Raw genomic sequence first — 24726 nt, 5'->3', positions numbered from 1 at the left:
GCGGTCTCCGCCAATAGGCGTTCCCATGGCGGCTCATGGCCGCTTTGAGACCTTCCGCTTTTCGGAAGGAATCCGAAATAGCGGACGTTGGGCAACTCGCCGCCGCGATGACGTGAATCGATCATTTGCAATTATTCAACCCCGTTCCACCCGGCCGGAAGAGGATGAAGCTCAGTATTGCCAGGATCAAAGCCCCGGCACCCGCATAGATCATCACGAGACCGAAACCCGCGATGAGCCCGTGCTGTACGGCCGCCTCCGGCAGGTTGCCGACGATCATCCGATCTGTCGCGAGCGCTTCGGCATTGCCCGCCGCGATCGCCTCCGCCGCACCCCGCAGTTGCGCGAGTTCGATTCCCTTCGGCACGGCGCGTTGCAGCGCAGAGGCGATCCCTTCGACGAGAAATATGCCCATGAGTGCGATGTTCACGGCCAGCGTTATCAGCCGCGCGCTCATATCGATACCGGACGCCATACCAGCACGGCTCGGAGGCACTGACGCCGTCGTGGTATTGGTCACGGGCGTATTGGTGATACAGGAAGGAGCATTTCCTGGACCAAATCGACGAGCGATGCCTGCTCGCCTTTCAGCGAGCGAGGGAAATGAACGGCGTGTATTCGCGCGCCGAAGTCGCGGACACGGTCACCCTCATCGACGTGTCGGCGCGCTCGACACGATCGTCGCGTGCCGCGCCGCGAAGGCCACACGATCGAGGTCGGTTACAATCGCGCCAGCGCCTACATCGTCGACAAGTTACGCTGCACGACAAATGGGTTTCGAGCTGATCGCTCTCTTTGTGACGTTTACCACTCCGGCCACGCTGATGCTGTTGGCCCGCGCGGCGATCTACCGCGATCGGAGCGAAGCGGCAGCCGATGTCCCGACGGACATCGGCGATGGAGCGGACACGCGCCCGGGCGCGAAGCGGGTTCCTTGAGGCGGCAGTTCGCCGCGCTCACATCGCGATGTCGAAGCTGTCGGCCCGGGCGAGACGCCATGCCGCGCCGTAGAAGTCCCTGTCCGAGTCCCCGTCGAGGAGTTCGCCATTCGCGAGAAAAATGTGGAGCTGCGAGAACAGCCTGATCTCGGTGAGGCTGACGCGCCGGACGAGATGGTGCGGGCCTAGCCGGCTCGGATGATCGAGCCCCGCCGCGGCGATCATCTCCGACAGCGCCAGCAAGGTATTGCGATGAAAATTATGGACGCGGCCGGCCTTGTCGCTCACGACGAGCGCACGCTGCCGTATCGGATCCTGCGTCGCGACGCCGGTCGGGCATTGGTTCGTGTGGCACGACAGCGACTGGATGCAGCCGATCGCGAACATGAAGCCGCGCCCCGCGTTCGTCCAGTCGGCGCCGAGCGCCATGACGGTGGCGATATCGAACGCACTGACGATCTTGCCCGCGGCGCCGATCTTGATCCGGTCCCGCAATCCCGCACCGACGAGTGTGTTGTGCACGAAGAGCAGGCTTTCGCGGAGCGGCATGCCGAGGTGATCGGTGAACTCCAGCGGCGACGCGCCGGTGCCCCCCTCGGCGCCATCGACGACGATATAGTCGGGCAGGATACCGGTCTCGAGCATCGCCTTGACGATACCCATGAACTCCCAGGGCTGGCCGACGCATAATTTGAAGCCGACGGGCTTGCCGCCCGACAGCTCGCGGAGCCGGGCGATGAACTGGACGAGTTCGATCGGCGTGCCGAAGGCCGAATGCCCCGGTGGGGAAATGCAATCGCGGCCCATCGGTATGCCGCGGGTGAGAGCGATTTCGGGGGTCACTTTCTCGGCGGGCAAAATACCCCCTTTGCCGGGCTTCGCCCCCTGGCTGATCTTGAGCTCGATCATGCGGACCTGCGGATCGGCGGCCTGCTCGGCGAAGCGCCCCGCGTCGAACCTGCCCGCATCGTCGCGGCACCCGAAATAGCCGCTGCCGATTTCCCAGATGAGATCGCCCCCATGCTCGCGATGATAGGGGCTGACCGATCCTTCGCCGGTGTCGTGTGCGAACCCGCCAAGCTTCGCGCCCTTGTTGAGCGCACGGATGGCGTTCGCGCTGAGCGCGCCGAAGCTCATCGCGGAAATGTTGAAAATGGAAGCCGAATAGGGCTGGCGACATGCCTCGCCGCCGATCGGAATCCGGAACGAGGCCGGGTCGGCGGCAGGAACGGGCTTCGTAGAATGGGCGATAAACTCGTAACCATTCTCATAGACGTCGAGGAGGGTGCCGAATGCCCGGTCGCTTACCTCATTCTTTGCGCGCGCATAGACGAGCGAACGCTGACTGCGCGAGAAAGGCGTCTCCTCATGCTCGTCCTCGAAAAGATACTGCCTGATGCCTGGCCGGATATCCTCGAAAAACCAGCGAAGGCGCCCGACGACCGGATAGTTGCGGCGAACCGAATGGAGCGGTTGCCCGAGATCGTACAAGCCGAGCCCCGATAATATCACCCCCGCGACAAGGAGAGCCCAAGCCCACGGCGCGGGAAGCCCCGGGATCGCAAGGAGTGCGGCGGCTAAGCAGAGCGCGAGCGGGGCGAAACGAATGAAGGACAAAAAAAAGACTCCCAATGGGCGCGATGCGCTCCGCGATGCTGCGCGAGAAAGGCATGAGGGTTAGCCGAAGGCCAGCCATACGCCCGCGATCGCGATTGACGCTGGCAAGCATATGAGAAGTACGACTTCGAGAACGGAAACCCCAAGGTGTGCACGGTGATCGTAATAGAAAAGCGCGAGCTTGCCCGACAACCGCTCGTCGGCGGTGAGGACGGCCTTGTCGATGAGCGATAGACGGCGGAAATCCCGAACCAGCGCCGCCAGTTCCTGCTCGTCGAGACCCGGATAGCGATCGAGCGATCTCTCGACATCCTCCAGCTTGGGCGAACGGGGCCGCCATCGCTGCGCCCGCGACTCCTGTTTCTTCATCGTTCATGCCCCTTTCCGCCGGGCAGGGACAGAAGGGAAACGCCGTGCCCCGCCGGCCCGGCGTGCGCCGCGTCGGCGACGCGCGCGGCGGGAGGGCTCGCCGCGATCAGCGCCGCCGTGACGGCGAACGAGAAGAGGGCGGTTAGCGTCCATCCGCGGCGCGGCTTCCGCGCGATCGCGAACATCAGGCTATATGCGCAGACGACCGACCCGACGAGTACGAGGCCGAGAATGTCTTCGAGGTTATAGTTCCAGCCGGCCGCTGGAACTGCCAATTCGGATATCATGCCCAACTCCGATAATCAGGACGGGCGCGCGATCATCGTTCCGATCGTCCAGCAAGCGCCGAAGAAGAGAAGAATGAAAGTCGCGACCAGCAGCATTTGCGCGCGGCAGCCAAGCTGCAGGGGCGCAGCGGGATGTTCGGAAGTCACGGGTGGCGGGGTCTTCACGCTTCGGCCTCCCCTTATTCCGGCGGCGCGCAGCGTGCGTGCAGGACGCTGACAAGCGCCAGCATCTCGCGCCGGGCGGTTGCCGGCGCGGCAATCCTGGGATCGCACCATAGATCGCTGTAGAGGCCGGCATAAGCACTTAGCCCGGTCGCCTTTGAAGCGCCGGCCACTGCCAAGCGTTTCTCGATCGCATCAGCCGCCTCCGCTGCGCGCCCGAGCGGCAGCCCGTGCCCGGCCATGCCATTCCACGCCGCCCGGCGCTGGGCTTCCACCGCGAGCCACCCGGGCGGGGTGGCGAAATGGCATTGCAGCGCGCTCGCGATCGCGTCGGGCCGCGCCGCCTGCGATGACAGGCGGAGCGCAGCGGCCAATAGCTGGTCTTCGGCGACCGGCGAGCATTCGAGCCGCTCGATCACGGTCATGCCGTCGTCATCGAGCGAGCGTACACGCGCCGCCTCTTCGGGATGCGCCAGCATCGCGCTCGCGCGGCGCGCGGCATCGCCCAGAAGATGGCTGAACAACACCTGCTGTTCCAATGGACCATTCACGGTAACCTCCGTTGTCGCGCGCTGAGGCGCGCGCGGCATTCAGGGCTGCAAACCGGGGAAAAGTAGCGGGCTCTTGCGCTCGATCGAGAAGTGAACGGTTGGCTGGCGACTTGCCCCGGTCCTGCCGGCGACGTGCCGGACAAGCGCGCCGACATGGCGGGCGCGCGCAGCGGGTGGGACGAGGTAACACCCCGGAGCCGCGACATGCGGATCCGGGGCGGCTAGCGTTCGAGCAGCCGTCCTACATAGTGCGCGAAGCGCGCAAGAGATGGAGCCTTGTCGCTCATGGTGCGACCAAGATGGCCCGACGCAGCCGAAAGTCAAGCATGGGTCATCCCTGCTCGGCTCGGGCGCGAATCGCTTCGGACGTCCGCGGAGCGGCGACGCTGGAGCGGGGCCGGTGCGCCATCAACCCCGCGAGCAAGGACGTCTCGTCGGGCCGGCTCGCCACCTCGATCGAAATGCGCGAGAAAGAACGAAACGGCACGGCGGCGGCATCGGAGATGCAATGTACGGTGCCGCGCCAGTGCGGTTCGACGTCCTGGAGCCAGCGCGCCACATGCGCACCGGCACGCGGCGAGTGGATCAACATATGGTCTATCGCATCGATATGGCCGGCCACCCGCTCGAGGTCCCGGCGGTCGTTCTCCAGTGTCTCGTAGATCGCAAGCCGGCTGACGCGGTGGCGCGGCCCGAGCAGGGCGCCGAGGTCACCGGCGGGCCTTGCGGCGCCGATATGGAGGATCGCCGCCGGCGCGGTAAGCTCGCGCGTGATCGTGCCGGCGAGATCCGAGATATTGCCACTGGCCGACCGGACACGGCGGTATCCGCAGGTCTGCGCGAGGCGCGCACTATGGTCGCCGACCGCGAACACCGGAATCTCCGCGAGTGCGGGCAGGAAGCGGTGGAGCCGGACCCCGTTCAGGCTGGTAAACGCCAGCGCGTCTGGCACCGCGAGGACAGCGGGGACATCGAGACCCAAGACGCGCAGTGCCGGCGCGCAGAGCGTTTCATAGCCCGCGCCGGCTAGCCGCTTGGCCGTCAGGCGGTTAAATGGATCGGTCCGCGTCACCCAGACGCACGGGCGGCTCATGGCGCGTCCACCGCCCGCGCGGCGCTACGCCAATAAGCATCGACGCAGCGCGTCAGAGCCAGAAAGGCGACGGGTACATCCCTGCCGATGATGTCCTTCAACAGCGGCACAAGATTGTCGCCGAAGCGGCTGTAAACCTCGCGGCGCAGCGCGGGCGCCGCCGCTTCCGGTTTGAGGCGTCCTTGATAGGCGGCGAGCGTCATGCCCAGCAGCTTGTCCGCGGCATCGGCGGCATCTGCCGGGCTTCCCACTTCGGTGCCGGCAAGCAGCGGTGCGGCCGCCGCGGTGAATGCCGCCCGCCTTTGTTCGAGGAGACGGAATGCGTCGGCCTCGGACATAATTTTTTCCATGATCAACTCCGCGCATGAATGCGCCACCAGACCCGCAGACGCGAGCCTCAAAAATTACGGGAATGGGACCGCGAGCGGGTCCTGCGGACGGGCCTCGGGACGCCCATCCACGCTCAAGCGGAGAGGCGGTGCTCCGAGGCCGGACGGCGCGTGAGCAGGCAACCGGCGTGGGCAAGAAAGCGAAGATGCTTCTCGAACGACATGGGAGAGCCTGTAGCATGGCCCGCAAGGAACCTCAAATAGCTGCCCCGCGCTTGCTGCCGCAAAACTCCCGCGGCAGGTACCAACCCGAAAATCGCGGCTGCGGAAGGATATTTGCGGGCGATCCGGCCGGCGCTGGAAGCCTTGCGCGCCGCGTCGAATTTCTTCCCCGCCGCCGCCCTGACGCCCGGGTGTCGGAACGGGGCGAGCGTAGTCGGGGTGCTCGCATAGCTTGAGAATGTCGCCGGGGGCATCGGCGAGTTGGGCGGCGACGGCGTCGCCGAACCGCTCGGCCCAGTCGAACGCCGCATCCGGCCGTTTCCACTGCACCTCGCCCAGATTGTGAACGACATTGCCGCTGGCAAGGATCATCACGCCCCTGCCGCGTAAGGACGCGAGCCGCGCGGCCAATTGATAGCTCAGCGGGCGGAGCGCGTTGATCGACAGCTGCACAACGGGAACATCGGCCTCGGGATAGAGATGAGCGAGCACCATGGCCGATGAAAAGCGCGGGTGGGCGGAGCGCGGTGCTGACCTCTTCGTTCACCTCGTCTCCTTTCGGCAGCGTTGCAAGCCCGCCCCCATCGGACCGGAGCAAACTTTGAAGGACGAGCCTCTTTGTAGCCGCCCACCGAGCATCCTGTGCTATAGCGCATGCAACGCAAGGTGACGAGGAACCGCCCCTCTCTTTCAGGAAAGGGTTCGCATGACGGAACATCAAGACAGCGCCAGACCCGAAACGGTCGCCGCGCCGCACAGCGCCCCGAGCGACACGCGATTTGACCCCATCGCTCCGCCGATTGCCCTTGCAGAATTCCTTGGAGGTGTCGAAAGCCCTGCCGTGCATCCAGCGACAACGCATGTCGGCATGGGAGTCGCAGCGCGCGCGGGCGCTGGTATCGATGACGACCACATCCGGCTCGAGGCCGAAGCGGACCTCCTCGCCGACCTGAAGGCGGGCCTCCCGGCCCGCCGCATGTGACACGATGTCCGCGTCGCTGCTCGCCATCGACCTCCTCGGCATCATCCTCGCCATCCTAGGATTTCTGATGGCGTTCAGACCGGCCACCTTCCGCCGGCTCATGCGGATGCCCCCGCCCGCAGCGCGCGACGGCGAGGACGGCCCCACCGACCCCCTCACCTACCTGCTCCGGATCGCGGGCGTGATGATCTTGATGTTCGGGATCGTACTCGCCGGCATGTTCACGCTCGTTTATGGCGTGTGAAATGAACGATGCGTTGCACCGGCTATCTTATGTATAGCGACGGGAGCTTGTAATGGGCCCCTCGGAGACTCCTGGCCCGAGGTTTCAGTGCGGATGCAGAGACAGTCAGAATGGGTGGCAGACCGGTTCGCCCCGCAAGCTCGCTGTTGTGCCGGCGCCGAAAATCGCCCGTGATTATTGGGGCCTTTCCGCCGATGCGACGCTGCGCGATGTCGTTCTGGTCGTCAGGGCAGATGAGGCGCATCACCGCGATGTGAACCATGGCTTCGCCAACGAACTCGCCGGCCTCCCCGTCGGTCCCGTCGCCGAATTCCCACCGCACGTCACGCTCGAGCCCAACTGGAAGAAGGCCGCCTGAGCGTGCCCCGAACGAAGGAGGAAGGACATGGACCCGTCGTCGCACTCTTCGCCAGCGACCCTGCCCTTCTCTCCTCGCTCCGGTTTTTCTTGTCGTTGGAAGACTATCGGCTTCGGAGCGACGGCGAACCGCCCGCTCCCGGCGAGTGCATGGTGATCGACCAGACATCGGCGATCCGGCCTTGCATGGCTCGCAAGCCTGCGCACGGTCGGCCATGCGTCTCCGGCCCTGTTGCTCGTCACGCGTCCGGACAGCACCGTCCGGGCATGGGCGGCGGCGCCGAGCGCGCGGCTGATCGACAAACCGCTGACCGGCGATGAGCTTACGAAGCATTGGAAGACATCTTCGGTCATGGGTCAGCAGCCTGACGTCCCCATTCCTTGTCCAACATCGGAAAGAAACAGTGCGAAACGCATCCACCGACGCCATGGCCATCGTCAAATCCAGTGCTCCGGCACTCGAAAAACATGGCCCAGCAATTCCGTCGCGCAAAGACACGATCGGGGCACTGCCTCCTGAGGTCCGACCTTACAAGCGAACCGCGAGCTTTACCGAGACGACCATCCCCGCCGGCTTGCTGGCGGAGCATTCGACCAAGGCGGGCACATGGGGCCTGATCAGTGTCGAAGAGGGCGCACTACGGTATGTGATCACCGACCCGCGTCGTCCGTATCGGGAATCAGTCCTGTCGGCGGACAGCGACGCAGGCATCGTCGAACCGACGATCGTCCATCGCGTCGAGCCGATCGGAGCGGTTCGCTTTTATGTCGAGTTCTTCCGGTAGGGGTGGAACTTGGTTCTGGCCGGTCGGGATCGATTGGCTCTTGATTTCAATCTCTGAAAAATGGACTTGGGCCAGCGCACGAACCAGATGACGTAGCGCCTCGAAGATCAGCGGAAACGCCGGCAGATTTCGCCGGCGCTCCTGATAGGCGCTGAAATATTGTCGAGGAAGAGCGATCCGGCGTCCTGGTCTGCATAAGATCTCCCGCCTCGAATCCGTTCGATGACACTCTCGGTGCCATATCGTGAATTCACGCGGATTGGAACACGACAGGTTTTGCGGCGTCATTCGGACAGGTTCCGCAGCGACTGCAGCTCGCATCGCGGGAATTCCCGGTTACCGGAAATTAAGACGATCGGAGCAATATCAACGCCATGGACAGATCGGCCCCCACCGCACCGATCGCGACGACATTTCGCCAGCGTATCTTCCCCGACCCGGCATTGCTTCCCCTGCCGGTCTATCGGGACTTCATCGACATGCTCTACAGCATGCGATTCCCGATTTTTGGCTCGGGGGTCGTGTTCGTCGGCATCTGCCTGCTCGTCGGTCGCCATCTGGGGAGCGACTTTCTGCTCGCACTCGCCGCCGTCGGTGCGCTTACGACATTCGCACGGCTCGCAACGATCAGCGCCTTTCACCGAGTTGCGCCCATACTTCGTTTCGAAGAACTCAGGCGCTGGGAACGCCGCTACGCCGCCGGCAATCTCGCGTCGGCGGCGCTGCTGGCCCTTCTCAACGTTGCGGCCATCGCAGAGCATAATCCGCTCGTGCATCTCATCACCGTGAGTCTCGTGTTCGGGTTCGGCGCGGGCGTGGTCGCGCGCACATCGGTGCGCCCGGCGATCTGCGTCGCCGGCCTTCTGGTAGCCACTGTGCCGACCGTGGCCGCGCTCGCGCTCCATGCGGCGGTTCCGAACGCCACGTCGCTTCACGGCGAGATGTTTCTCGTCGAAGCCTTCATCGTCGCGGCGATCACCGGGCTCAGTCTCCAGACGGTCGCGCATCTTTATCGATCCGCAGTCGAGCATCACGCTGCGCGTCACGACATGGCGAGACTTGCCCGCACCGACGCGCTCACCGGCCTCTCGAACCGTCTTTTGCTGCGCGAGCAATTCCAGGACCGGGCGGCGACCGCCGTGCGCGCGAAAAATCTGGTCGCGCTCCATTATCTCGATCTCGACGGCTTCAAGGCCGTAAATGACCGCCACGGTCACCCGGCCGGCGACGCGCTCCTGAAGCGGGTCGCACGGCGGCTTGAGGAGATGATACGCGCCGACGATGTCGTCGCGCGCCTCGGCGGCGACGAGTTCATCGTTTTGCAGGCTGGGATCAGCGAAGAGAGTGAGGCCGAAATGCTCGCGCGCAGAATCATCCGCGAGGTCAGCAAGCCCTATGTCATCGACAATGTATCGATGTCTGTTTCTGTGAGCGTCGGCATCGCCACGGCTCCGAAGCTCGGGCTGGAGCTCGAACGCCTCCTCGGCTGCGCCGATGCAGCGCTGTACCGGGCGAAGGCCGGCGGCAAAGCACGAGCCCTGTTTTGCCTCGAAGCCGACGCGGCCGACGCCGAACTGGCGGCCTGAGCCGCTCTCACCAGAGCCGGAACCGCGGATCCGAAAGCGGTTTCATCAGCAAGCAAACGATTTGAAGAAAATACCCAAAGCGGCTTGAGGCCCGCGTCGGCATTCAAGCTGCAGCAAATCGGCCGCCCGCCGGCCAACTGCTGTCTGGGACTGTCCCGCTCACTGTCCGCTACCATCGCGAAGCCCGTGCGCACGCCCGCCTGTCACCCGCGACCAAGCGGGAGGCTGCTGTGACCATTTCTTCAGCCAGTCCGGCACCCGTTCTGCCCCGATTGCGCGGCTCACGAGATAGCCTTGGGCGATGTCGCATCCGAGCTCGCGCAACTGGGAGAGCTGATTCTCGCTCTCGACGCCTTCGGCGACCGTGGCGATCTTCATGCGATGCGCAATGTCGATGACGCCGTGGACAATCGCGAAGTCGGCACTGTCGGCGCTGTCGAGCCGCGAAATGAAGGACCGGTCGATCTTGAGCACGTCGACCGGAAACTGCTGCAGATGGGTGAGCGAAGCATAGCCGGTACCGAAGTCGTCAAGGGCAATGGACACGCCTTCGGCAACGAGTGTTCGCAGAGCTCGATCCACGTTCGCAGCGAGGTGATCGACGAAGACACTTTCGGTCACCTCCAGTTCGAGCAGCGCGGGCGAAAGGTTCTTCTCCCAAAACTTCGTCAATATGCGGTCGGCGAAATCATCACGGCGGAAGTCGGAAAGAGAGCCGTTGATCGCGATACGGCCAAAGGTCACACCTTTGTCGCTTAGACGTTCGATGTCGACCAGGACGCGATCGATCATCCGGTCCGTCAGGGAACGCGCGAGCAGCGCATCTTCGAAGGCGGCGCGGATGCTGTCGGGAGGTTGAAGACCGCGCCTGTGATGGTGCCAGCGCAGGAGCGCCTCGAAGCCCACGACAGCGCCCGTCTTCAGGTCGATCTTGGCTTGGTAGAAGGGAATGATCCGGTCGTCGTTCAACGCGTCGCGGGCCTCGCGCAGCATTGCCTTCCGGCTTTCGGCGGCTTCGCGCATTTCTGGCTGAAACGCGCATATGGTGCCCGCCCCGTCGGCCTTGGCGGCATAGAGTGCCAGATCGGCGCTCTTGAGAACGGCCTCGGCATCGCTCCCGTCGGCTGGCCAGCGCGCCGCGCCGGCGCTGATGCTGACCTCGACCACTCCTTCGTCGATGATCAGCGCGTCGGCTACCCCGTCGAGGATGGAGGTCGCCGCCGGTACAATCGGCTCGTCGGCGCGCAACCCCGTTACAATCGCGGCGAACTCGTCTCCGCCGAGTCTTGCGACAGTGGCGTCTGCTCCAAGATTCGCCTGGAGCCGGATCGCGACCGTCCGTAGGAGCTGGTCGCCCGCAGCATGGCCCATGCTGTCGTTCAGAAGCTTGAACCCGTCGATATCGATGACGATGACCCCTACGCACGATGCGTTGGCCGACGCGGCGCCGAGTGCCGCTTCGAGCACCTCTCCGAACAGCTTGCGGTTGGGAAGCCCCGTCAGCGGGTCGTGATTGGCGGCCCAGCGAAGTTCCTTCTCGGCCTCTCTCGCGGCGGTGACGTCGAGGAGCGCGCCGATCGACCGCACGGCTTTTCTTTCATCGTCGCGCACAACATAACCGCGGGAAAAGAGTTTGATGAATTCGCCGCTTGCCGCACGGAAACGATATTCGTGGTTCCAGCTGTCCTGGAGGTTGGCAAGGACCCTGTCGTAGGTTGCATCCACCGCCGCGAGGTCTTCGGGGTGGATGCGCTCCCTCCACCAGGTGACCGGGGTTCCTCCGGCGGCCTCTGGATAGCCGAGCACTTGCTCGACACCATTTCCCCATTCGATCCGGCCGGTGCTGTGCGACCAGTCCCAGATCACATCGTTCGTCGCGCGCGATGCGAGACGGTAACGCTCCTCGCTTTCGCGCAGGCCCAACTCGGCGGTCACCTGGTCGTGGATATCCTCAAGCGTCCCGTACCAGCTGGTAATGCGTCCGGACTGTTCGCGGCGCGGATTGGCGCGCGCCCGGCACCAGCGGAAGCCCCCGTCGGAATGGCGCACCCTGTAGCGCACGTCGGCGACTCCATTGTCATCGGAGGTCAGCGCCTCGTTCCAATGAGCAAGGACTTCGGGCTGGTCCTCGGGATGCACGGCGTCGACCCATCCCCAACCAAGCGCCGTCTCGGCCGGAACGCCGGTGAGCTCCGTCCATCGAGGTCCGACCTCGACGATCCGCCCCTCGGGGTCGCTGATCCAAGGAATCTGGGGATTAAGCTCGACCGAATAGCGATAATGTTCCTCGCTGCGCTGCAATGCCTCGATGAGCGCCGCCATTTCCGACCGCGCGTGCAGGGATTCATAGACGGCGGAGCGCGTAGTCGCGATCGTCCGCAATATCACCCCCGCGCCGAGCAGAAAGGTCAGACCCATGCCGGTGAAGTAGAAATCCCGCGACAAAAGCAGCCCGATTGTGACGGGCATCGCACCGAACAGGAGGACGAGGCGCGCCGCGGCGGGCAGCGCCTGTAGGCAGTAGCAACAGCTTATGGATCCGACGAATATGAAGAGAGCGATAGCGGTCGTGTGGAACGGATCGGCAGAAAGGAAGAGATAGAGTCCCCAGCCACCGAAAAGGAAGCTGAAGACCCCCGCCCTGGCGATCGTCCCGCGAAGATACCGGCGCATGTCGTCGTGGCTCGTCGCCCGCCCGCGCCGGGCGTACCAAGCGGCGCCGCGGACCGCGATGATCGCGGTCAGAACGAGCGGCGCTATGAAGCTGGCCGCCCACGAGCCGCCGTCCGTGGTGACGAGCGCGAGAAACAGGACGTTGAGGAACATCAACGCGTACAAGAGTGGCACTTGGCGCGCGAGGCTCGCATATTGCTCGCCCAGAACCGCTTCCGATTGATCCAATGATTTGCCGTCGGCGATGAGGGACATTTGCTCTGCTATCCCGCTAGATCCTGACCCGAGCGATATTCCTCCCTAATTAACGACAGGTTTAACCGGCGGTTGCGTAGGCCGGAGAAATTGAATTGCGGAGTCGGCGACGCCATCGACACAAGCGGCGGAATTGGCGATTTCCGGATGCGCGGCCCCGCCTTCGCGGGGGCGACGGTTATGAGGAATGTCGTCAATCCGCCTCATTCCTGCCATTGAGGCCGCGGGCGATCCCGCCGGTCGCCGCAACCGCTGGCTCCGGCCGAATGAGACTGTCATAATCGGCATAAATCGGGAAAATAAGAGATCCGCGGGCGCGCAAACCACAATCTCGGGGAGCGCGACCCGCCGTACCGGATTAGGCGTCGATCCCGAGCCTGCCCACCGCGCTCCGGCGTTGCCCGTATGCCGAATACAGGCCTAGACCAATCAGATTCCATACCAGACACCATAAGAGAGTTTCGGCCGGCAAGCTCAGGAAGAGGTAAAAGCAGCCTCCGATTGTTCCAAGCCCGACCAGCCATACCGCGCGAATGCGAAATGGCCGTGGAATGTCCGGTGCGCGGCGACGAAGGACGAGCAGGCAGAGGCCGACCGCTGTGAAGGCGATCAGCGTGCCGGCATTGGCGAGCGCGGCGACCTTGCCGATCGGAAGCAGCCCGGCGAGTACCGCCACGATCGCAGCCGTCAGCAGCGTGATGCGCGTTGGCGTGCCGCGTGCTGAAATACGCGCCAGGCGCTGCGGCAGGAAGCCGTCGCGCGCCATCGCTAAAAAGATTCGGCTTTGTCCGTAGAGAAAGGCGAGCAAGACGGTTGGCAGGGCGACGACGGCGGTCGTCGCAACAATCTGCGCGATGCCGCCCTGCCCGATCGAACGCAGGATCAGCGCCAGCGGCTCGGGACTGTCGGCAAAGCGCGTGAACGAAATCGCACCCACCGCCGTAGCCGCGACCAGCATGTAGATGAGCGTGCAGACGGTCATCGATCCGATGATTGCGATCGGCAGATCGCGCGCGGGGCGTTTTGTTTCCTCCGCTGCCGTCGAAATCGCATCGAAACCGTAGAAGGCGAAAAAGATGATCGCCGCGGCGGCCATGACCCCGCGCTGCACCCCGTCGCTGCCGACCTGGGCGGTATAGCCAAAAGGCATGAAGGGCTCGAAGTTCGCGGCGTCGAAATGGGGCAAGGTGTAGCCGACGAAGAGCAGCAGCGTGACGATCTTCACGACAACGAGCACCGAGTTTATCCGTGCGCTCTCGCGCGTTCCCAGCAACAATAGCCCGGCGACCACGGCGATAATGCCCACTGCGGGAAGATTGATCAGTCCGCCCAGTTCAGGTCCGTGCGTCAACGCTTCCGGAAAGCCAACGCTCATCAAAAGCGGCGACGCATAGCCCGACCAGCCTACCGCCACCGTCGAGACGACGAGCGAATATTCGAGGATCAAGCTCCAGCCGACGATCCACGCAAAGGCTTCGCCAAGGCCCGCGTAGGAATAGCTGTAGGCGCTACCCGCCGCGGGCATCATCGCCGACAATTCGGCATAGGCGAGCGCCGCGCAGGCGCAGACCGCCCCCGCGATGGCGAAGGATATCAGGACGGCGGGCCCCGCCCGATCGACGCCGACGCCGATCAGGGTCAGGATTCCGGTGCCGATGATCGCGCCGACGCCCATCGCCATCAGTTGCGGCCAGGACAGGCTCGGCGGCAGCGCATCGGCGCTGCCTTCGCCGGGCGGCAGGATGGGTTTGCGGCGGGTCCAGTTATTCATGATGCGTCTCCCAAATATCCGGCCCGATGATCCGGGTCCGCCGCTCACCCCAATGCGTCAGTTCGATGCGTCCGTTCAGGGCTTTTCGTTCGGGAACAGCAGCAGCCAATCGGCTTCGGCCTGGATGCGCGCGAAGAAGCTCCAGCTGTCGACCGCGATCGACCGCTTGAGCCAGGGCTTCGCCTTCTCGGGCTCGCCGCTCAGGATATAATAGTTGGCAAGACTATAGGCGGTCGAGGCGGCCACGCCGTCGGCGGTCGCGAACGCGCGGCCACTGTCCTTGTCGCTGAAGAAACTGTCGGCGGCACGATTGCCTTTGAACAGCTGGATGCCGTCGAAATAGGTGTCCGACCCGCCCTTCGGATGAACCTCGAACAGCGTCAGGTCGTAATCGTCGAGCAGCTTCTGTGCCTTGCGCATATTGCCGGCGCGCGCGAGCGACAGATATTCCCAATAGGTGTTCGCGGTCCGCGCCTCGACGTCGTGGGTGAAGGCTGCCGATTCCGCCGATTTGGCGAACCATTTCGCGGCATTTTCGAAGTCATGCTTACCGAAATAAGCCTGCCCGAGGTGGTAATAGAGATAATATTGCACGACATCGGGGTCGCCCGGGAAATAGTCGGGTCCCGGCTTCTCGCGTTCGAGCGGCTGGTTTTCGTAAAGCTTCGCCGCCTTCAGCCCCAGTTCGATCGACTTGTCGAATTCGCGCAGCGAGAAAGCGCGATGTGCGCGGTGGCGGAGCAGCTTGCCCGAATTGGGGAAACGCTTCAGCGCCTGATCGTAGACCGACGCCGATTCCTTCGTATAGCCTTGGTAGAAGAGAATGCGTCCGTACCAGGTCGCGCTGTCGACGGTCATGTTCGCCTCATACGCGGCCTTCGCATCGCGCGCGGCGCGTTCGAGCGTCTCGACCGAGGCGACGTTTGCATTGCGCGCCGGAGCGGTGACCATCCTTTCACCGAGCAGCGACATGCCCTGGAAGCTGCCTTCCTGCGCCATTGCCGCGACGGGCGACGCAATCAGCAACAGGCCGGCCGATATTAGAAATTTCAAATGCTTGCGGTTCATCATAAATCCTCTCCGAACAAATCCGTGTCGTCAGTCGATGTCGAAATCGAACTTCACGCCCTGTGCGAGCGGAAGCTCCGTCGAATAGTTCACCGTCGCGGTAACGCGGCGCATATAATTCTTCCAGCTGTCGGAACCCGATACGCGGCCGCCGCCCGTCATCTTTTCGCCGCCGAACGCGCCGCCGATTTCGGCCCCGCTCGTTCCGATATTGACGTTGACGATTCCGCAGTCGCTGCCCTGCGCCGACTGGAATGTCTCGGCCTCGCGGACATCGCTGGTGAAGATGCACGACGACAGCCCCTGCGGCACACCGTTCTGGAGCGCGATCGCCTCCGCAAAATCGGCGTAGGACAGGACATAGAGGATCGGTGCGAAGGTTTCTTCGCGAACGATTTCGCTCTGCGCGGGCATCTCGACGATCGCGGGGCGGACATAATAGGCCTCCGGCGATCCCGCGACCTCGATCCGTTCGCCGCCGTGGACGGTCCCGCCTTCGCCGCGCGCCCGATCGAGCGCGCGCTGCATCGCGTCGAACGCCGCCTTGTCGATCAGCGGTCCGACGTGCGTCATATCGTCGAGCGGGCTGCCGATGTTGAGGCTGCCGACCGCGGCGATCAGGCGCTTCACGAAATCGGCGCGGATGCTTTCGTGAACAATCAGGCGGCGAAGCGTCGTGCAGCGCTGGCCGCACGTGCCGGTCGCGGCAAAGATCGTCCCGCGCAGCGCGAGCCCGATGTCGGCGCTCGGCGCGACGATCGCGGCATTGTTGCCGCCAAGTTCGAGCACCGGACGGCCGAAGCGGCGCTGCACGCGCACTCCAACGTCCTGCCCCATGCGAACGCTGCCGGTAGCGCTGACGATCGAAATCCCCGGATGGTCGGCGATGATGCCGCCGCATTCGGCGTCGCCGATCGCGACCTGAACCAGATGATCGGGCGCAAATTCATAATCGGCCGCGACCTTCTGGAGCAGCTTTGCGAAAGCGAGGGCGGTCAGCGGTGTCTTTTCCGACGGCTTCCAGATCGCGCTGTCGCCGCAAACGAGCGCGACCGTCGTGCCCCACGCCCACACCGCGGCGGGGAAATTGAACGCCGAGATCAGTCCGAGGACCCCAAGCGGATGCCAATATTCGGTCAGCCGGTGCTCGGCGCGCTCCGACGCGATCGTCAGCCCGAACAGCTGCCGCGACAGGCCGACGGCATATTCGCAGATGTCGATCACTTCCTGCACTTCGCCGCGAGCTTCGGTCAGGATCTTGCCATTCTCGATCGTCAGCAGGCGCGATAGCACCTCCTTATGTTCGCGCACGAGCTGGCCATAGCGCCGGATCAGTTCGCCGCGATGCGGCGCGGGCACCTGTTTCCACGCGACGAAGGCGACTTCCGCATTGGCGACCATCGCATCCATGTCGGTGGCGCGGTGCATCTTGAGCGTCGCGAGCGCCGAGCCGTCGATGGGCGAAAAGACCGCAAGGTCCGATCCGAGATCGTCCGAAAGCGAAAGGCCGAGTTCGCCGAACAGGTCGACAATGGCGTCGGCGAAGGCGCCGGGTGCCGGCTGGCCCGGCGAAGAGGAGAGAGACGTATCAATAGCGTTCATGTGATGTCCGTTGAAAGCGTTGCAAATAATGGAAAAGCGGCCGGATCAGGGCGCGCGCACCTCGTGACGAATGACCTGGCCGTCCTTGATGACGGTGGAGGCATGCTCGAGCAGCGTGATGTCGCGATAGGGATCGCCCGCGACGGCAATCATGTCGGCATATTTGCCCACTTCGATCGTGCCGAGATTGTCCGATTGGCCCAGCAGCGTCGCCGCATCGACCGTCGCCGAGCGCAACGCCGCCATCGGCGTCATCGGTCCCTGCTCGACCATCAGGCGGAACTGGCGCGCGTTCTGTCCGTGCGGCGACACCCCGGCGTCGGTCCCGAAAGCGAATTTGACCTTATGCCGGACCGCGAGGCGGATATTGCGCCCCGCGACCCGGCGTGCTTCGGCCATCTTCGCCTGCACCGCCGGGCTGGCATCGCTGGTCTTGCGGCCGTCGAGCAGGCCGAGCGTCGGCACGAGCCAGGTTCCGCGCGCCGCCATCAACTTCGCGGTCTCTTCGTCCAGCCAAGTGCCGTGCTCGATCGAATCGACGCCTGCGCGCACCGAGGCCGCGATGCCTGCGCCACCGTGTGCGTGCGCCGCGACCTTGAGCCCGAGGCCGTGCGCGGTGGTGACGATCGAGGTCAGTTCATCGTCGCTGAGATGCTGGCCGAGCCCGCGCGCCTGCTGCGACATGATGCCGCCGGTTGCGGTGATCTTGATCAGGTCGGCGCCATATTTCGCCGCTTCGCGGACACGCAGCGCGCATTCGACCGCGCCGGTGCAAGCGCCGGTATAATCATAGGGATAAAGCGCCTCGGTCGTCTTGCGGTTGAGTCCCGACATGTCGCCATGGCCGCCGACGATCGACAGCGAGGTGCCCGACAGGAAGATGCGCGGACCGATGACCGTGCCGTCGTTGACCGCATCACGCAGCGCGTGGATCGAATAGCCATCCGACCCGACATCGCGCACGGTGGTGAACCCCGCCTCCAGCGTCTTTTTCGCATTGGAAAAAGCGAAGAGTGCGACATCCTCGGCGGTATTGATCGCCGCCGACCATAGTTTCGTTTCGGGCGAGAAGCTGAAATGGACATGGGTGTCGATCAGCCCGGGCAGCAGCGTCCGGTTGCCGAGGTCGATCGACCGCGCATCGGGCCGCTCGACGTGGCCCGGCAGGATTTCGGAGATCCGCCCGCCGCGCACCACAACGGTCGTCGGCCCGAGCGGCTCTTCGCCCGGAATCGTAACGACGGCGCCTGCGTGAATCACCAATGTCCTGGCGGCGTCGCCGCCGGCCGGCGCCGCAATAGCTCCGCCGGAAAGCGATGCGCCGATCGCCAACACCGACAATTTCTTCATGCCGCCCAAGCGAATTCTCCCGTCAGCCCACGCCGCGAGGCCACCTCTGCAGCCCTCTCCATTCGCATAGGAAGTTTTTGCTAGTTGAGCAATAATTTTTATGATAGGAAAAATTTAGAAATTATGACACAAGACGGAAACCATAGCATTTCCAGTGGGGAAGCAGGTCCAAAGGAGGGAAAAATGTCGAAGTTCGTGTCACGCCTGTTGTTGTCGTCTACGCTCGCGTTCGCGATCACGCCGATGGCGTATGCCCAGTCGGCGCCGCCCGCCGACGACGGCGCAGAAACCAGCGAGGGCGGCAACGACATCGTCGTTATCGGAACGCGCCGCAAGGATCGCTCGATCACCGACAGCTCGGTCGCGATCGATGTCATCTCGCCCGAACAGATCAACGCGACGGGTTATTCCGATGTCAACGACGCCCTGCGTACGCTGGTGCCTGCGTTCAACGCGCAGCGCCTGCAGGGCAACGACGGTTCGTCGTTCGTGCGTCCGGTCACGCTGCGCGGCTCGCCAGCCGACCATGTGCTGCTGCTGATGAACGGCAAACGCCGCCACCGCGCCTCGATCGTCCAGATCGGCACCGGCCATGCCTCGACCTCGGGCTCGCAGGGTCAGGATTTCAACGTGATTCCGCCGATCGCCCTGTCGAGCGTTGAAGTGCTGCGCGACGGCGCGTCGGCCCAATATGGTTCGGACGCGATCGCGGGCGTGATCAACTTGGAACTGAAAAAGGCCAGGAGCGGCGGCTCGATCATGGCCCAGGTCGGCGAATATTATGAGAGCGAAGGCCGCACCTATGACATTCAGGGCCATTTCGCGGTTCCGGTCGGCGACAACGCCTATTTCAACGTCGCCGCCCAATATACCGACCAGGCCAAGGCCTATGCCAAGAAGGCGACGCACGCCGGCGCCGAAGCACTGAAGGCGCTGCGCGTCCCTGGTATTCCCGAGCATCCCGAGGGCAATCTCGATCCGCGCTATATGGCGTTCAAATCGGTTTGGAACGCCGGCATCGAACTGAACGACGCACTCGAACTTTACAGCTTCGGCAACTATATGACGGGCAAGAGCTCGGTCACTTTCGGCCTGCGCCAGCCCTTCACGGCGGGCGGACTGAACGGCCATGGCACCTACGCCGACTCGGCGTTCGACCTGTCGCCGGCACATCCCGAGGAATTCGACCTCACCACCATTTATCCCGGCGGCTTCACGCCTGAATTCCGCGGCCACCTCGAGGATTTCAGTGCGCTCGTGGGCCTGCGCGATCAGGAAGGCCCGCTGACCTGGGACTTGTCGGCGCGCTATGGCACCAACACGGTCGATTATACGATCACCGGCACGATCAACGCGTCGATGGGCGTCGAGTCGCCAACCTCGTTCAAGCCGGGTTCGCTGACCCAGCGCGAAATCCAGTTCGACGCCGAAGTTTCCTATGAACTGAGCAAGGACGTCCTTGTCTTTGCGGGCGCCAGCCACCGCAAGGAGACCTATGTCATCGGCGAAGGCGACGTCGCGAGCTATACGACGGGTCCGCTGCAGGACCTCCCCGCCGGATCGAACGGCTTCCAGGGCTTCTCGCCCGAATTCGCCGGCAGCTTCGATTCGAACAGCTATGCGGTATTCGGCGAAATCGATGCCGACATCACGCCTTGGTGGAACCTGTCGGCGGCCGCCCGCTATGAAGACTATGACCAGTTCGGCGACAACTTCAGCTACAAGGCGGCGACGCGCTTCGAACTGAGCGACGCTTTCGCGCTGCGCGGGTCGGTCAGCACCGGCTTCCGCGCTCCGGCGGCGGGACAGGTGTTCGGCACCAGCCTGACGTCGCAGCTCGACGGCGTCGGCGGCTTCATACTCGACGCCGTGCTCGTCCCGGGTTCGCCCGCGGCGCAGGTTTTCGGATCGAAGACGCTGATCCCCGAAACGTCGTTCAACATGTCGGCAGGCATGGTTTTCACCGGCCTCGACGGCTTCCTCGCGACGCTCGATTTCTATCAGATCGACGTCGACGATCGCCTGCTGCTGACGCCGTCGCGCGACACGACCGCAGCCGAGCGCGCGGCGCTCGCCGCGATCAACTTCCCGAACGGCGCCGACATCGAACAGGTGCGCTATTTCCAGAACGAAATGGACACGCGCGTGCGCGGTTTCGACCTTGTCAGCACTTATCGCCACAGTTGGTCGGACAATGCCTCGACCGACTTCAGCCTCGCGGTGAACTATAACGAACAGCATCTGCGCGGCGCGCCGCCTCCGGGCTTCAGTCCGGCGATCGTGACCGAGTTCGAACGCGGAACGCCGCGCTGGCGCGGCAATTTCTCGACGACCACCAAGGTCGGCGATTTCGGCTTCATGGCGCGCGCGATCCACTATGGCGCATGGCGCCGCCTGGACGGCGCGACCTTCCTGCCGCGCAAAGCCGTGACGCTGTTCGATGCCGAAGTGACCTATTCGGGGATCGAGGATGTCGAACTGAGCATCGGCGCGCGCAACCTGTTCAACATCTTCCCGCCAGACCGCGGTCCCGCGCGCGCCCGGGCTGGCCTGATCTATGACAATCACAGCGTATTTGGGGTCGCCGGGGGCTTCTATTATTTGAATGCTAAGTATAAATTCTGATCTCGTCTGTTCGAGATCGGCCTCTATTTCCGGTGGGCACATACGGAACTGGCATATCGGATATGCCAATTCCGTAGCCTATCGGAAATTTGTGACCTATAGGTGGCAGTGGCTGATTGGCTGGACCTCTCCCCCAGCCGCCCCCTATCGGCCGATGCCGTGCGCTCTCGAGCAAGTGAAGGATTGGAGATTTATGCCGCCCAGAAATGGAGACGAGCCGGAAGTTTTGGGTGCCGTTCGTACCGCGAAGCGGCCCCGATCAGAAGGCTTTCATCTGGGTGAGCGACTGCGCCAGTTGCGCAAGGAACGCGGAATGACGCTGGAGGACGCGGGCCGCCTGACGGGCCTCGCCGCCTCGACGCTGTCGAAGATCGAAAACGACCAGATGTCGCCGACGTTCGACGTCGTGCAAAAGCTCGCGGTGGGCTTCGACATCGACATCACCGAATTGTTCGCAAGCAATTCAGGGCAGGATGCCGCAGGCCGGCGCAGCGTCACGATGGATGGCGCGGGCCGCCTGATGGAAACCGCGGTCTACCGTCACCGGCTGATCGCAGCGGAGCTCAAGAACAAGAAGATCCTGCCCTTCGTTACGACGATCAAGGCGCGCAGCCTCGAGGATTTCAAGAGCTGGTCGCAGCACAGCGGCGAGGAATTCCTCTATGTGCTCAAAGGCGAAATCTGCTTCCAGACCGAGCATTATGAACCGGCATATCTCGGCGCCGGCGACAGTATCTATATCAACAGCAGCATGCAGCACGCCGCCTATTCGACGAGCGAGGAGGATGCCGTCGTGCTGTGGGTCAACACCGGCTGAACGCCTGCGCGCTCGAGCCGATCATCGGGCTTGCAATAATTTTCCGATACGCTAATTTATTTCCAATAGAGAATTGGAGAGGGCGAAGCTATGGACAGACGGAATTTCATACTGTCGGGGGCGTCCTTGTCGGCCACGATGGCGCTGGCGCCCGCGGCGGCGGCATGGGCGAAGACGCGTCCCCTCACCTTCGACGCGATGGGCGAGGTGCGGTTCGAATATGACGCGGCGCTGATCGGGCAGATGCGTGCCAGCGGGCTCGACGCGATCACGATCACGCTCTGCGACCCCAAACATTATGAAGCGCAAGCCTATGAGGATGCGGTGCAGGCCGTGCTCGACCATGACGCGCATATTGCGAAGCATCCCGAGCTCTTCCTGAAGGCAACCAGCACGGGCGACATCGACGTCGCGCGCCGGAATGGCCAGCTCGCGCTGTTCTACCTGTTCCAGAACAGCACCCAGTTCGGACGCGACCTCGACAATGTCGACCTGTTTCACAAGCTGGGCGTCCGGTCGGCGCAAATCACCTATAACGACCAGAATTGGGCGGGCGCGGGGTGCAAGGAACTCGGCGCGAACGGGCTCACCCACTTCGGCCGCGACCTCGTCGGCCGGATGAACGAGCGGCGCATGCTGATCGACCTGTCGCATGCGAACATGCAGACGATGGCCGACACGATCGCCGCGTCGAAGGTGTCGGTGATCGTCTCGCACACCGCGTGCATGGCGGTGCACAGCAATATCCGTAACACGACCGACGCGAACCTGCGCCTCCTCGCCGACAAGGGGGGCGTCGCCGGGATCTGCCAGATGCGGCCGTTCCTGACGACGAAGCGCGACGATGCGCTGCCCGAATATTTCCGCCACATCGATCACGCTGTGAAGGTGATGGGCGCCGACCATGTCGCGATCGGCAGCGACCGCGACCACCGCGTCGTCGAGATGACCGACGCCTATATCGCCGAACTCAAGGCCGAAGAGGGCGCCAACTTCAACGAGGCCGATTGGCCGCTGTTCATCAACGAACTCAACGGCCCGCGCCGGATGGAGGTCGTGTGGGATGGCGTACGCAAGCTGGGCTATCCGGCCAGCACGGTCGAAAAGATCATGGGGACCAATGTCCGCCGCATCTATCGGGAGGTGATCGGATGAGCCCGCGCGTCGTGGCTTGCGGCGCAAGCGCCATCCTCGCCCTGATACTGGCGGCCGTCCCCGCGTCGGCGAACGAAAAAGTCCCTGGCGTCGACGCGGGGAATTGCACGACCAGCCTGATCGGCACCCAGCTCAGCCTTCCCGTCTTTTCGGCGGCGACGCAAAAGCGGCTGGACGAAGACATCGAAATCGCGCGCGCCGCGCTTCGCATCGCGCCCGATCGCGAGGAATCCCATTTCTGGCTCGGCCGCAGGCTCGGCTATGCGGGGCGGGTGTGCGAGGCGATCGCGGTGTTCAGCGACGGGCTGAAGGCCTTTCCAGACAGCTACAAGCTGCGCCGCTATCGCGCGCGTCACCTAGCCCGCGCGCGCGCCTTCGACGCAGCGCTTGCCGACTATCGCGATGCGCTGGCGCTGATGGAAGGAAAGCCCGACAGCTTCGAGCCTGACGGCCTGCCCAATCCGGCCGGCCTCACGATCGGCACCTATCGCAGCAACATCATCTATTATCACGCACAGACGAGCTTCGCGACGGGCGACTATCCGACGATGGTCGCCGGCATGGCGAAATCGCTCGAACTGTCGGCCGATTTCGCGCGCGACGACATGCGCGTGCCGACCGCCTACTGGACCTATCTCGCCTACCGGAAAATGGGCGAGCACGACAAGGCGCGTGCGGCGATCAACGCGATCGAACCGGGGCTCAAGCTGATCGAGAATTTCACCTATTATCAGGCGGTCCAGATCATGCAGGGACGCCTCGATCCGACGGCCGTCAAAGGCACGCGCGACAGCACGATCAAGTTCGCGATCGCGATGGAACGCCGCTTCGCCGGCGACGAGGAAGGCGCGAAAGCACTGCTTGCCGAGATCGTTCGCGAAAATCCGCAGGGCCATTGGCCTTCAGAAGCCGAACTCGCGAACCCGGATCGGAAAGCGCGTTAACTGACGAGCCGTCCCGCCAAGTCGGTTAAGAGTTAAAGGGTGGCCAAAGCGGCCGAAATTAGCCGGTGGCGGCCGGGGCGGCGCCGATAACGAGTTGCAACGGGGGGCTTCTCGACGGTTCGCATTCATCCAACGTGCCGCATGTGCTGTTCTCCATCGATCCGCCGAAATTGCCCCCATCCTGAAGGCCGCGAAAATCGCCAACGTCGGTCTTTTGAATAATGACGGGCATGTCGAAATTTTCGCCACGACCATCCCGCACCTTCATCCGTTTGCGCCGAGCTTGGTGAAAGTGCTCGCAGAGCAGAGCGTTTCGTCCGCTTGAGCCAGAAGCTCGCCCTCACGAGCCTACTGCTCGTAGAAGAGAGATTACTTGAGGCTCACTGCCGCAGCGATATTTGCCGCGCAAGACCCGTCCAATGGCGGTCGATCTCCCGAGCGGCGCGCGAGGTGCCGCGGCTGGGGTAATTATGCGGGCTTTTGCGTTAGAGGTGGGCCGGAGGGTTGGCAGCAAAACTAGTTCGCATGAATTGAAAACTGATCGGACTAATGGCTGCTTTCGGGTATCCCGTTCGGAAGCTCCTAAGGCTGAGATCAGGCGTGAAGCGGATGATCAGTCCTCAGACGACCTGATCGATACCCCCAACTTGCAGCTTGAAATAAATTTCGCGCTCATGCGCGAATATGAAATAGCGATATTTCAATCACTTAAATTCAAGGAGCCGGAACCTGGTAGCCAATCCGCATTTAAGAAAATCATTTATTTTCAATGCCTTAGATAGCTTGGTAGCGGAGGAGCGACTTGGCCATAAGCGGGGATTGCGCCGGATCGCGATCTAACGTCTGAAATGGGGTGGGGAGCGGACGTTATGGACGAGCGCGTTGCTCCATCCAACGCTCAAGATAGTGGACGATAACAGAGCCGAAAAATAGTTGAGCTGCGG

At 63.4% G+C, this 24726-nt stretch carries 26 protein-coding genes; 11 read left to right on the top strand and 15 right to left on the bottom strand.

The features are described 5' to 3' along the window. Positions 1–121 precede the first annotated feature (121 nt). Positions 122–475, bottom strand: a complete 354-nt coding sequence (locus GGR90_RS17835; protein WP_209023870.1) for a hypothetical protein — start codon at positions 473–475, stop codon at positions 122–124. A gap of 295 nt (positions 476–770) precedes the next feature. Here GGR90_RS17835 and GGR90_RS17830 point away from each other — a divergent pair, with 295 nt between their 5' ends. Continuing rightward, complete coding sequence (locus GGR90_RS17830) at positions 771–938, top strand: hypothetical protein (protein WP_167922738.1); 168 nt, start codon at positions 771–773, stop codon at positions 936–938. An 18-nt stretch (positions 939–956) separates the two neighbouring features. On the opposite strand, the gene GGR90_RS17825 is transcribed toward GGR90_RS17830, so the two are convergent. The 8 genes from GGR90_RS17825 to GGR90_RS19310 form a co-directional block, all read right to left on the bottom strand. Then, a complete protein-coding gene (locus GGR90_RS17825; protein ID WP_209023869.1) occupies positions 957–2555 on the bottom strand; it encodes an FMN-binding glutamate synthase family protein in 1599 nt (532 codons plus the stop codon). Positions 2556–2615: 60 nt separating this feature from the next. After that, positions 2616–2924, bottom strand: coding sequence for a hypothetical protein (locus GGR90_RS17820; RefSeq protein ID WP_167922758.1), 309 nt, complete (start codon positions 2922–2924; stop codon positions 2616–2618). Further along, entirely contained in the window at positions 2921–3211 is a 291-nt protein-coding gene (locus tag GGR90_RS17815; protein WP_167922757.1) for a hypothetical protein, read from the bottom strand. Before GGR90_RS17815 ends, GGR90_RS17820 begins: the two co-directional genes overlap by 4 nt. Positions 3212–3226: 15 nt before the next feature. Next, positions 3227–3376, bottom strand: a complete 150-nt coding sequence (locus tag GGR90_RS17810; RefSeq protein WP_167922756.1) for a hypothetical protein — start codon at positions 3374–3376, stop codon at positions 3227–3229. Positions 3377–3390: 14 nt separating this feature from the next. Next, the gene (locus GGR90_RS17805; protein WP_209023868.1) at positions 3391–3912 is read right to left on the bottom strand and encodes a hypothetical protein; all 522 of its coding nucleotides are present in this window, start codon (positions 3910–3912) and stop codon (positions 3391–3393) included. A gap of 343 nt (positions 3913–4255) precedes the next feature. Beyond that, complete coding sequence (locus GGR90_RS17800) at positions 4256–5017, bottom strand: uroporphyrinogen-III synthase (RefSeq protein WP_167922754.1); 762 nt, start codon at positions 5015–5017, stop codon at positions 4256–4258. Next, on the bottom strand, positions 5014–5355 hold the full coding sequence (locus GGR90_RS17795) for a hypothetical protein (protein WP_167922753.1): 342 nt from the start codon (positions 5353–5355) through the stop codon (positions 5014–5016). The genes GGR90_RS17800 and GGR90_RS17795 overlap by 4 nt, the downstream gene beginning before the upstream one ends. 66 nt (positions 5356–5421) lie before the next feature. After that, positions 5422–6063: a class III extradiol ring-cleavage dioxygenase family protein gene (locus GGR90_RS19310; RefSeq protein WP_209023867.1), complete on the bottom strand. Its 642-nt coding sequence runs from the start codon at positions 6061–6063 to the stop codon at positions 5422–5424. A 211-nt stretch (positions 6064–6274) separates the two neighbouring features. On the opposite strand from GGR90_RS19310, the gene GGR90_RS19305 reads away from it, so the two are divergent. The 5 genes from GGR90_RS19305 (at position 6275) to GGR90_RS17765 (ending at position 9522) form a co-directional block, all read left to right on the top strand. Continuing rightward, complete coding sequence (locus tag GGR90_RS19305; protein ID WP_209023866.1) at positions 6275–6550, top strand: PLP-dependent transferase; 276 nt, start codon at positions 6275–6277, stop codon at positions 6548–6550. 4 nt (positions 6551–6554) lie between these two features. Next, entirely contained in the window at positions 6555–6794 is a 240-nt protein-coding gene (locus GGR90_RS17780; protein WP_167922751.1) for a DUF6199 family natural product biosynthesis protein, read from the top strand. A 52-nt stretch (positions 6795–6846) separates the two neighbouring features. Further along, complete coding sequence (locus tag GGR90_RS17775; RefSeq protein ID WP_381449201.1) at positions 6847–7152, top strand: alternative oxidase; 306 nt, start codon at positions 6847–6849, stop codon at positions 7150–7152. A gap of 427 nt (positions 7153–7579) precedes the next feature. Next, positions 7580–7936, top strand: a complete 357-nt coding sequence (locus GGR90_RS17770; RefSeq protein WP_167922750.1) for a TehB-like domain-containing protein — start codon at positions 7580–7582, stop codon at positions 7934–7936. A gap of 374 nt (positions 7937–8310) precedes the next feature. Continuing rightward, positions 8311–9522, top strand: coding sequence for a GGDEF domain-containing protein (locus GGR90_RS17765; protein WP_245198811.1), 1212 nt, complete (start codon positions 8311–8313; stop codon positions 9520–9522). A 159-nt stretch (positions 9523–9681) separates the two neighbouring features. Here the strand turns inward: GGR90_RS17765 and GGR90_RS17760 are convergent, their stop codons facing one another. From GGR90_RS17760 to GGR90_RS17740, 5 genes are all read right to left on the bottom strand, one after another. Then, positions 9682–12450 (bottom strand): EAL domain-containing protein, encoded by a 2769-nt coding sequence (locus GGR90_RS17760; protein WP_167922749.1) that lies wholly within the window; start codon positions 12448–12450, stop codon positions 9682–9684. Positions 12451–12808: 358 nt separating this feature from the next. Beyond that, on the bottom strand, positions 12809–14221 hold the full coding sequence (locus tag GGR90_RS17755; RefSeq protein ID WP_167922748.1) for an amino acid permease: 1413 nt from the start codon (positions 14219–14221) through the stop codon (positions 12809–12811). Between the two features lie 75 nt (positions 14222–14296). Next, positions 14297–15289, bottom strand: coding sequence for a tetratricopeptide repeat protein (locus GGR90_RS17750; RefSeq protein ID WP_167922747.1), 993 nt, complete (start codon positions 15287–15289; stop codon positions 14297–14299). A gap of 30 nt (positions 15290–15319) precedes the next feature. Next, positions 15320–16891, bottom strand: coding sequence for an L-piperidine-6-carboxylate dehydrogenase (gene amaB, locus GGR90_RS17745; RefSeq protein WP_167922746.1), 1572 nt, complete (start codon positions 16889–16891; stop codon positions 15320–15322). A 45-nt stretch (positions 16892–16936) separates the two neighbouring features. Continuing rightward, the gene (locus GGR90_RS17740) at positions 16937–18241 is read right to left on the bottom strand and encodes a metal-dependent hydrolase family protein (RefSeq protein ID WP_167922745.1); all 1305 of its coding nucleotides are present in this window, start codon (positions 18239–18241) and stop codon (positions 16937–16939) included. A 183-nt stretch (positions 18242–18424) separates the two neighbouring features. Between GGR90_RS17740 and GGR90_RS17735 the strand changes: the two genes are divergently transcribed. The 4 genes from GGR90_RS17735 (at position 18425) to GGR90_RS17720 (ending at position 23782) form a co-directional block, all read left to right on the top strand. Further along, a complete protein-coding gene (locus tag GGR90_RS17735) occupies positions 18425–20866 on the top strand; it encodes a TonB-dependent receptor plug domain-containing protein (RefSeq protein WP_167922744.1) in 2442 nt (813 codons plus the stop codon). Next, positions 20847–21683 carry a helix-turn-helix domain-containing protein gene (locus tag GGR90_RS17730; protein WP_342449962.1) on the top strand — a complete coding sequence of 279 codons (837 nt, stop codon included), beginning with the start codon at positions 20847–20849 and terminating at the stop codon, positions 21681–21683. Before GGR90_RS17735 ends, GGR90_RS17730 begins: the two co-directional genes overlap by 20 nt. 90 nt (positions 21684–21773) lie before the next feature. Then, complete coding sequence (locus GGR90_RS17725) at positions 21774–22838, top strand: dipeptidase (protein ID WP_167922742.1); 1065 nt, start codon at positions 21774–21776, stop codon at positions 22836–22838. Beyond that, a complete protein-coding gene (locus GGR90_RS17720; protein ID WP_167922741.1) occupies positions 22835–23782 on the top strand; it encodes a hypothetical protein in 948 nt (315 codons plus the stop codon). The genes GGR90_RS17725 and GGR90_RS17720 overlap by 4 nt, the downstream gene beginning before the upstream one ends. 58 nt (positions 23783–23840) lie before the next feature. On the opposite strand, the gene GGR90_RS17715 is transcribed toward GGR90_RS17720, so the two are convergent. After that, positions 23841–24050 (bottom strand): hypothetical protein, encoded by a 210-nt coding sequence (locus GGR90_RS17715; RefSeq protein ID WP_167922740.1) that lies wholly within the window; start codon positions 24048–24050, stop codon positions 23841–23843. Positions 24051–24201: 151 nt separating this feature from the next. On the opposite strand from GGR90_RS17715, the gene GGR90_RS17710 reads away from it, so the two are divergent. Next, entirely contained in the window at positions 24202–24564 is a 363-nt protein-coding gene (locus GGR90_RS17710; RefSeq protein WP_167922739.1) for a P-loop NTPase family protein, read from the top strand. The last annotated feature ends 162 nt before the right edge of the window (positions 24565–24726 follow it).

The sequence above is a fragment of the Sphingopyxis italica genome (assembly GCF_011926545.1).
In the GTDB taxonomy this organism is placed as follows: domain Bacteria; phylum Pseudomonadota; class Alphaproteobacteria; order Sphingomonadales; family Sphingomonadaceae; genus Sphingopyxis; species Sphingopyxis italica.
The sequence above is the reverse complement of the archived record's forward strand: the minus strand, read 5'-3'. Positions and strand labels throughout refer to the sequence as shown.

What these genes read in the sequence shown, in the direction of transcription:
- amaB (WP_167922746.1), bottom strand. Translation starts at nt 16,891, where the DNA reads ATGAACGCTATTGATACGTCTCTCTCCTCTTCGCCGGGCCAGCCGGCA.
- GGR90_RS17720 (WP_167922741.1), top strand. Translation starts at nt 22,835, where the DNA reads ATGAGCCCGCGCGTCGTGGCTTGCGGCGCAAGCGCCATCCTCGCCCTG.
- GGR90_RS17755 (WP_167922748.1), bottom strand. Translation starts at nt 14,221, where the DNA reads ATGAATAACTGGACCCGCCGCAAACCCATCCTGCCGCCCGGCGAAGGC.
- GGR90_RS17775 (WP_381449201.1), top strand. Translation starts at nt 6,847, where the DNA reads ATGGGCCCCTCGGAGACTCCTGGCCCGAGGTTTCAGTGCGGATGCAGA.
- GGR90_RS19310 (WP_209023867.1), bottom strand. Translation starts at nt 6,063, where the DNA reads ATGGTGCTCGCTCATCTCTATCCCGAGGCCGATGTTCCCGTTGTGCAG.
- GGR90_RS17835 (WP_209023870.1), bottom strand. Translation starts at nt 475, where the DNA reads ATGGCGTCCGGTATCGATATGAGCGCGCGGCTGATAACGCTGGCCGTG.
- GGR90_RS17815 (WP_167922757.1), bottom strand. Translation starts at nt 3,211, where the DNA reads ATGATATCCGAATTGGCAGTTCCAGCGGCCGGCTGGAACTATAACCTC.
- GGR90_RS17715 (WP_167922740.1), bottom strand. Translation starts at nt 24,050, where the DNA reads ATGAAGGTGCGGGATGGTCGTGGCGAAAATTTCGACATGCCCGTCATT.
- GGR90_RS17820 (WP_167922758.1), bottom strand. Translation starts at nt 2,924, where the DNA reads ATGAAGAAACAGGAGTCGCGGGCGCAGCGATGGCGGCCCCGTTCGCCC.
- GGR90_RS17730 (WP_342449962.1), top strand. Translation starts at nt 20,847, where the DNA reads ATGCTAAGTATAAATTCTGATCTCGTCTGTTCGAGATCGGCCTCTATT.
- GGR90_RS17740 (WP_167922745.1), bottom strand. Translation starts at nt 18,241, where the DNA reads ATGAAGAAATTGTCGGTGTTGGCGATCGGCGCATCGCTTTCCGGCGGA.
- GGR90_RS17780 (WP_167922751.1), top strand. Translation starts at nt 6,555, where the DNA reads ATGTCCGCGTCGCTGCTCGCCATCGACCTCCTCGGCATCATCCTCGCC.
- GGR90_RS17795 (WP_167922753.1), bottom strand. Translation starts at nt 5,355, where the DNA reads ATGTCCGAGGCCGACGCATTCCGTCTCCTCGAACAAAGGCGGGCGGCA.
- GGR90_RS17750 (WP_167922747.1), bottom strand. Translation starts at nt 15,289, where the DNA reads ATGAACCGCAAGCATTTGAAATTTCTAATATCGGCCGGCCTGTTGCTG.
- GGR90_RS17770 (WP_167922750.1), top strand. Translation starts at nt 7,580, where the DNA reads ATGGCCATCGTCAAATCCAGTGCTCCGGCACTCGAAAAACATGGCCCA.
- GGR90_RS17760 (WP_167922749.1), bottom strand. Translation starts at nt 12,450, where the DNA reads ATGTCCCTCATCGCCGACGGCAAATCATTGGATCAATCGGAAGCGGTT.
- GGR90_RS17735 (WP_167922744.1), top strand. Translation starts at nt 18,425, where the DNA reads ATGTCGAAGTTCGTGTCACGCCTGTTGTTGTCGTCTACGCTCGCGTTC.
- GGR90_RS17765 (WP_245198811.1), top strand. Translation starts at nt 8,311, where the DNA reads ATGGACAGATCGGCCCCCACCGCACCGATCGCGACGACATTTCGCCAG.
- GGR90_RS17710 (WP_167922739.1), top strand. Translation starts at nt 24,202, where the DNA reads ATGGCGGTCGATCTCCCGAGCGGCGCGCGAGGTGCCGCGGCTGGGGTA.
- GGR90_RS17830 (WP_167922738.1), top strand. Translation starts at nt 771, where the DNA reads ATGGGTTTCGAGCTGATCGCTCTCTTTGTGACGTTTACCACTCCGGCC.
- GGR90_RS19305 (WP_209023866.1), top strand. Translation starts at nt 6,275, where the DNA reads ATGACGGAACATCAAGACAGCGCCAGACCCGAAACGGTCGCCGCGCCG.
- GGR90_RS17800 (WP_167922754.1), bottom strand. Translation starts at nt 5,017, where the DNA reads ATGAGCCGCCCGTGCGTCTGGGTGACGCGGACCGATCCATTTAACCGC.
- GGR90_RS17725 (WP_167922742.1), top strand. Translation starts at nt 21,774, where the DNA reads ATGGACAGACGGAATTTCATACTGTCGGGGGCGTCCTTGTCGGCCACG.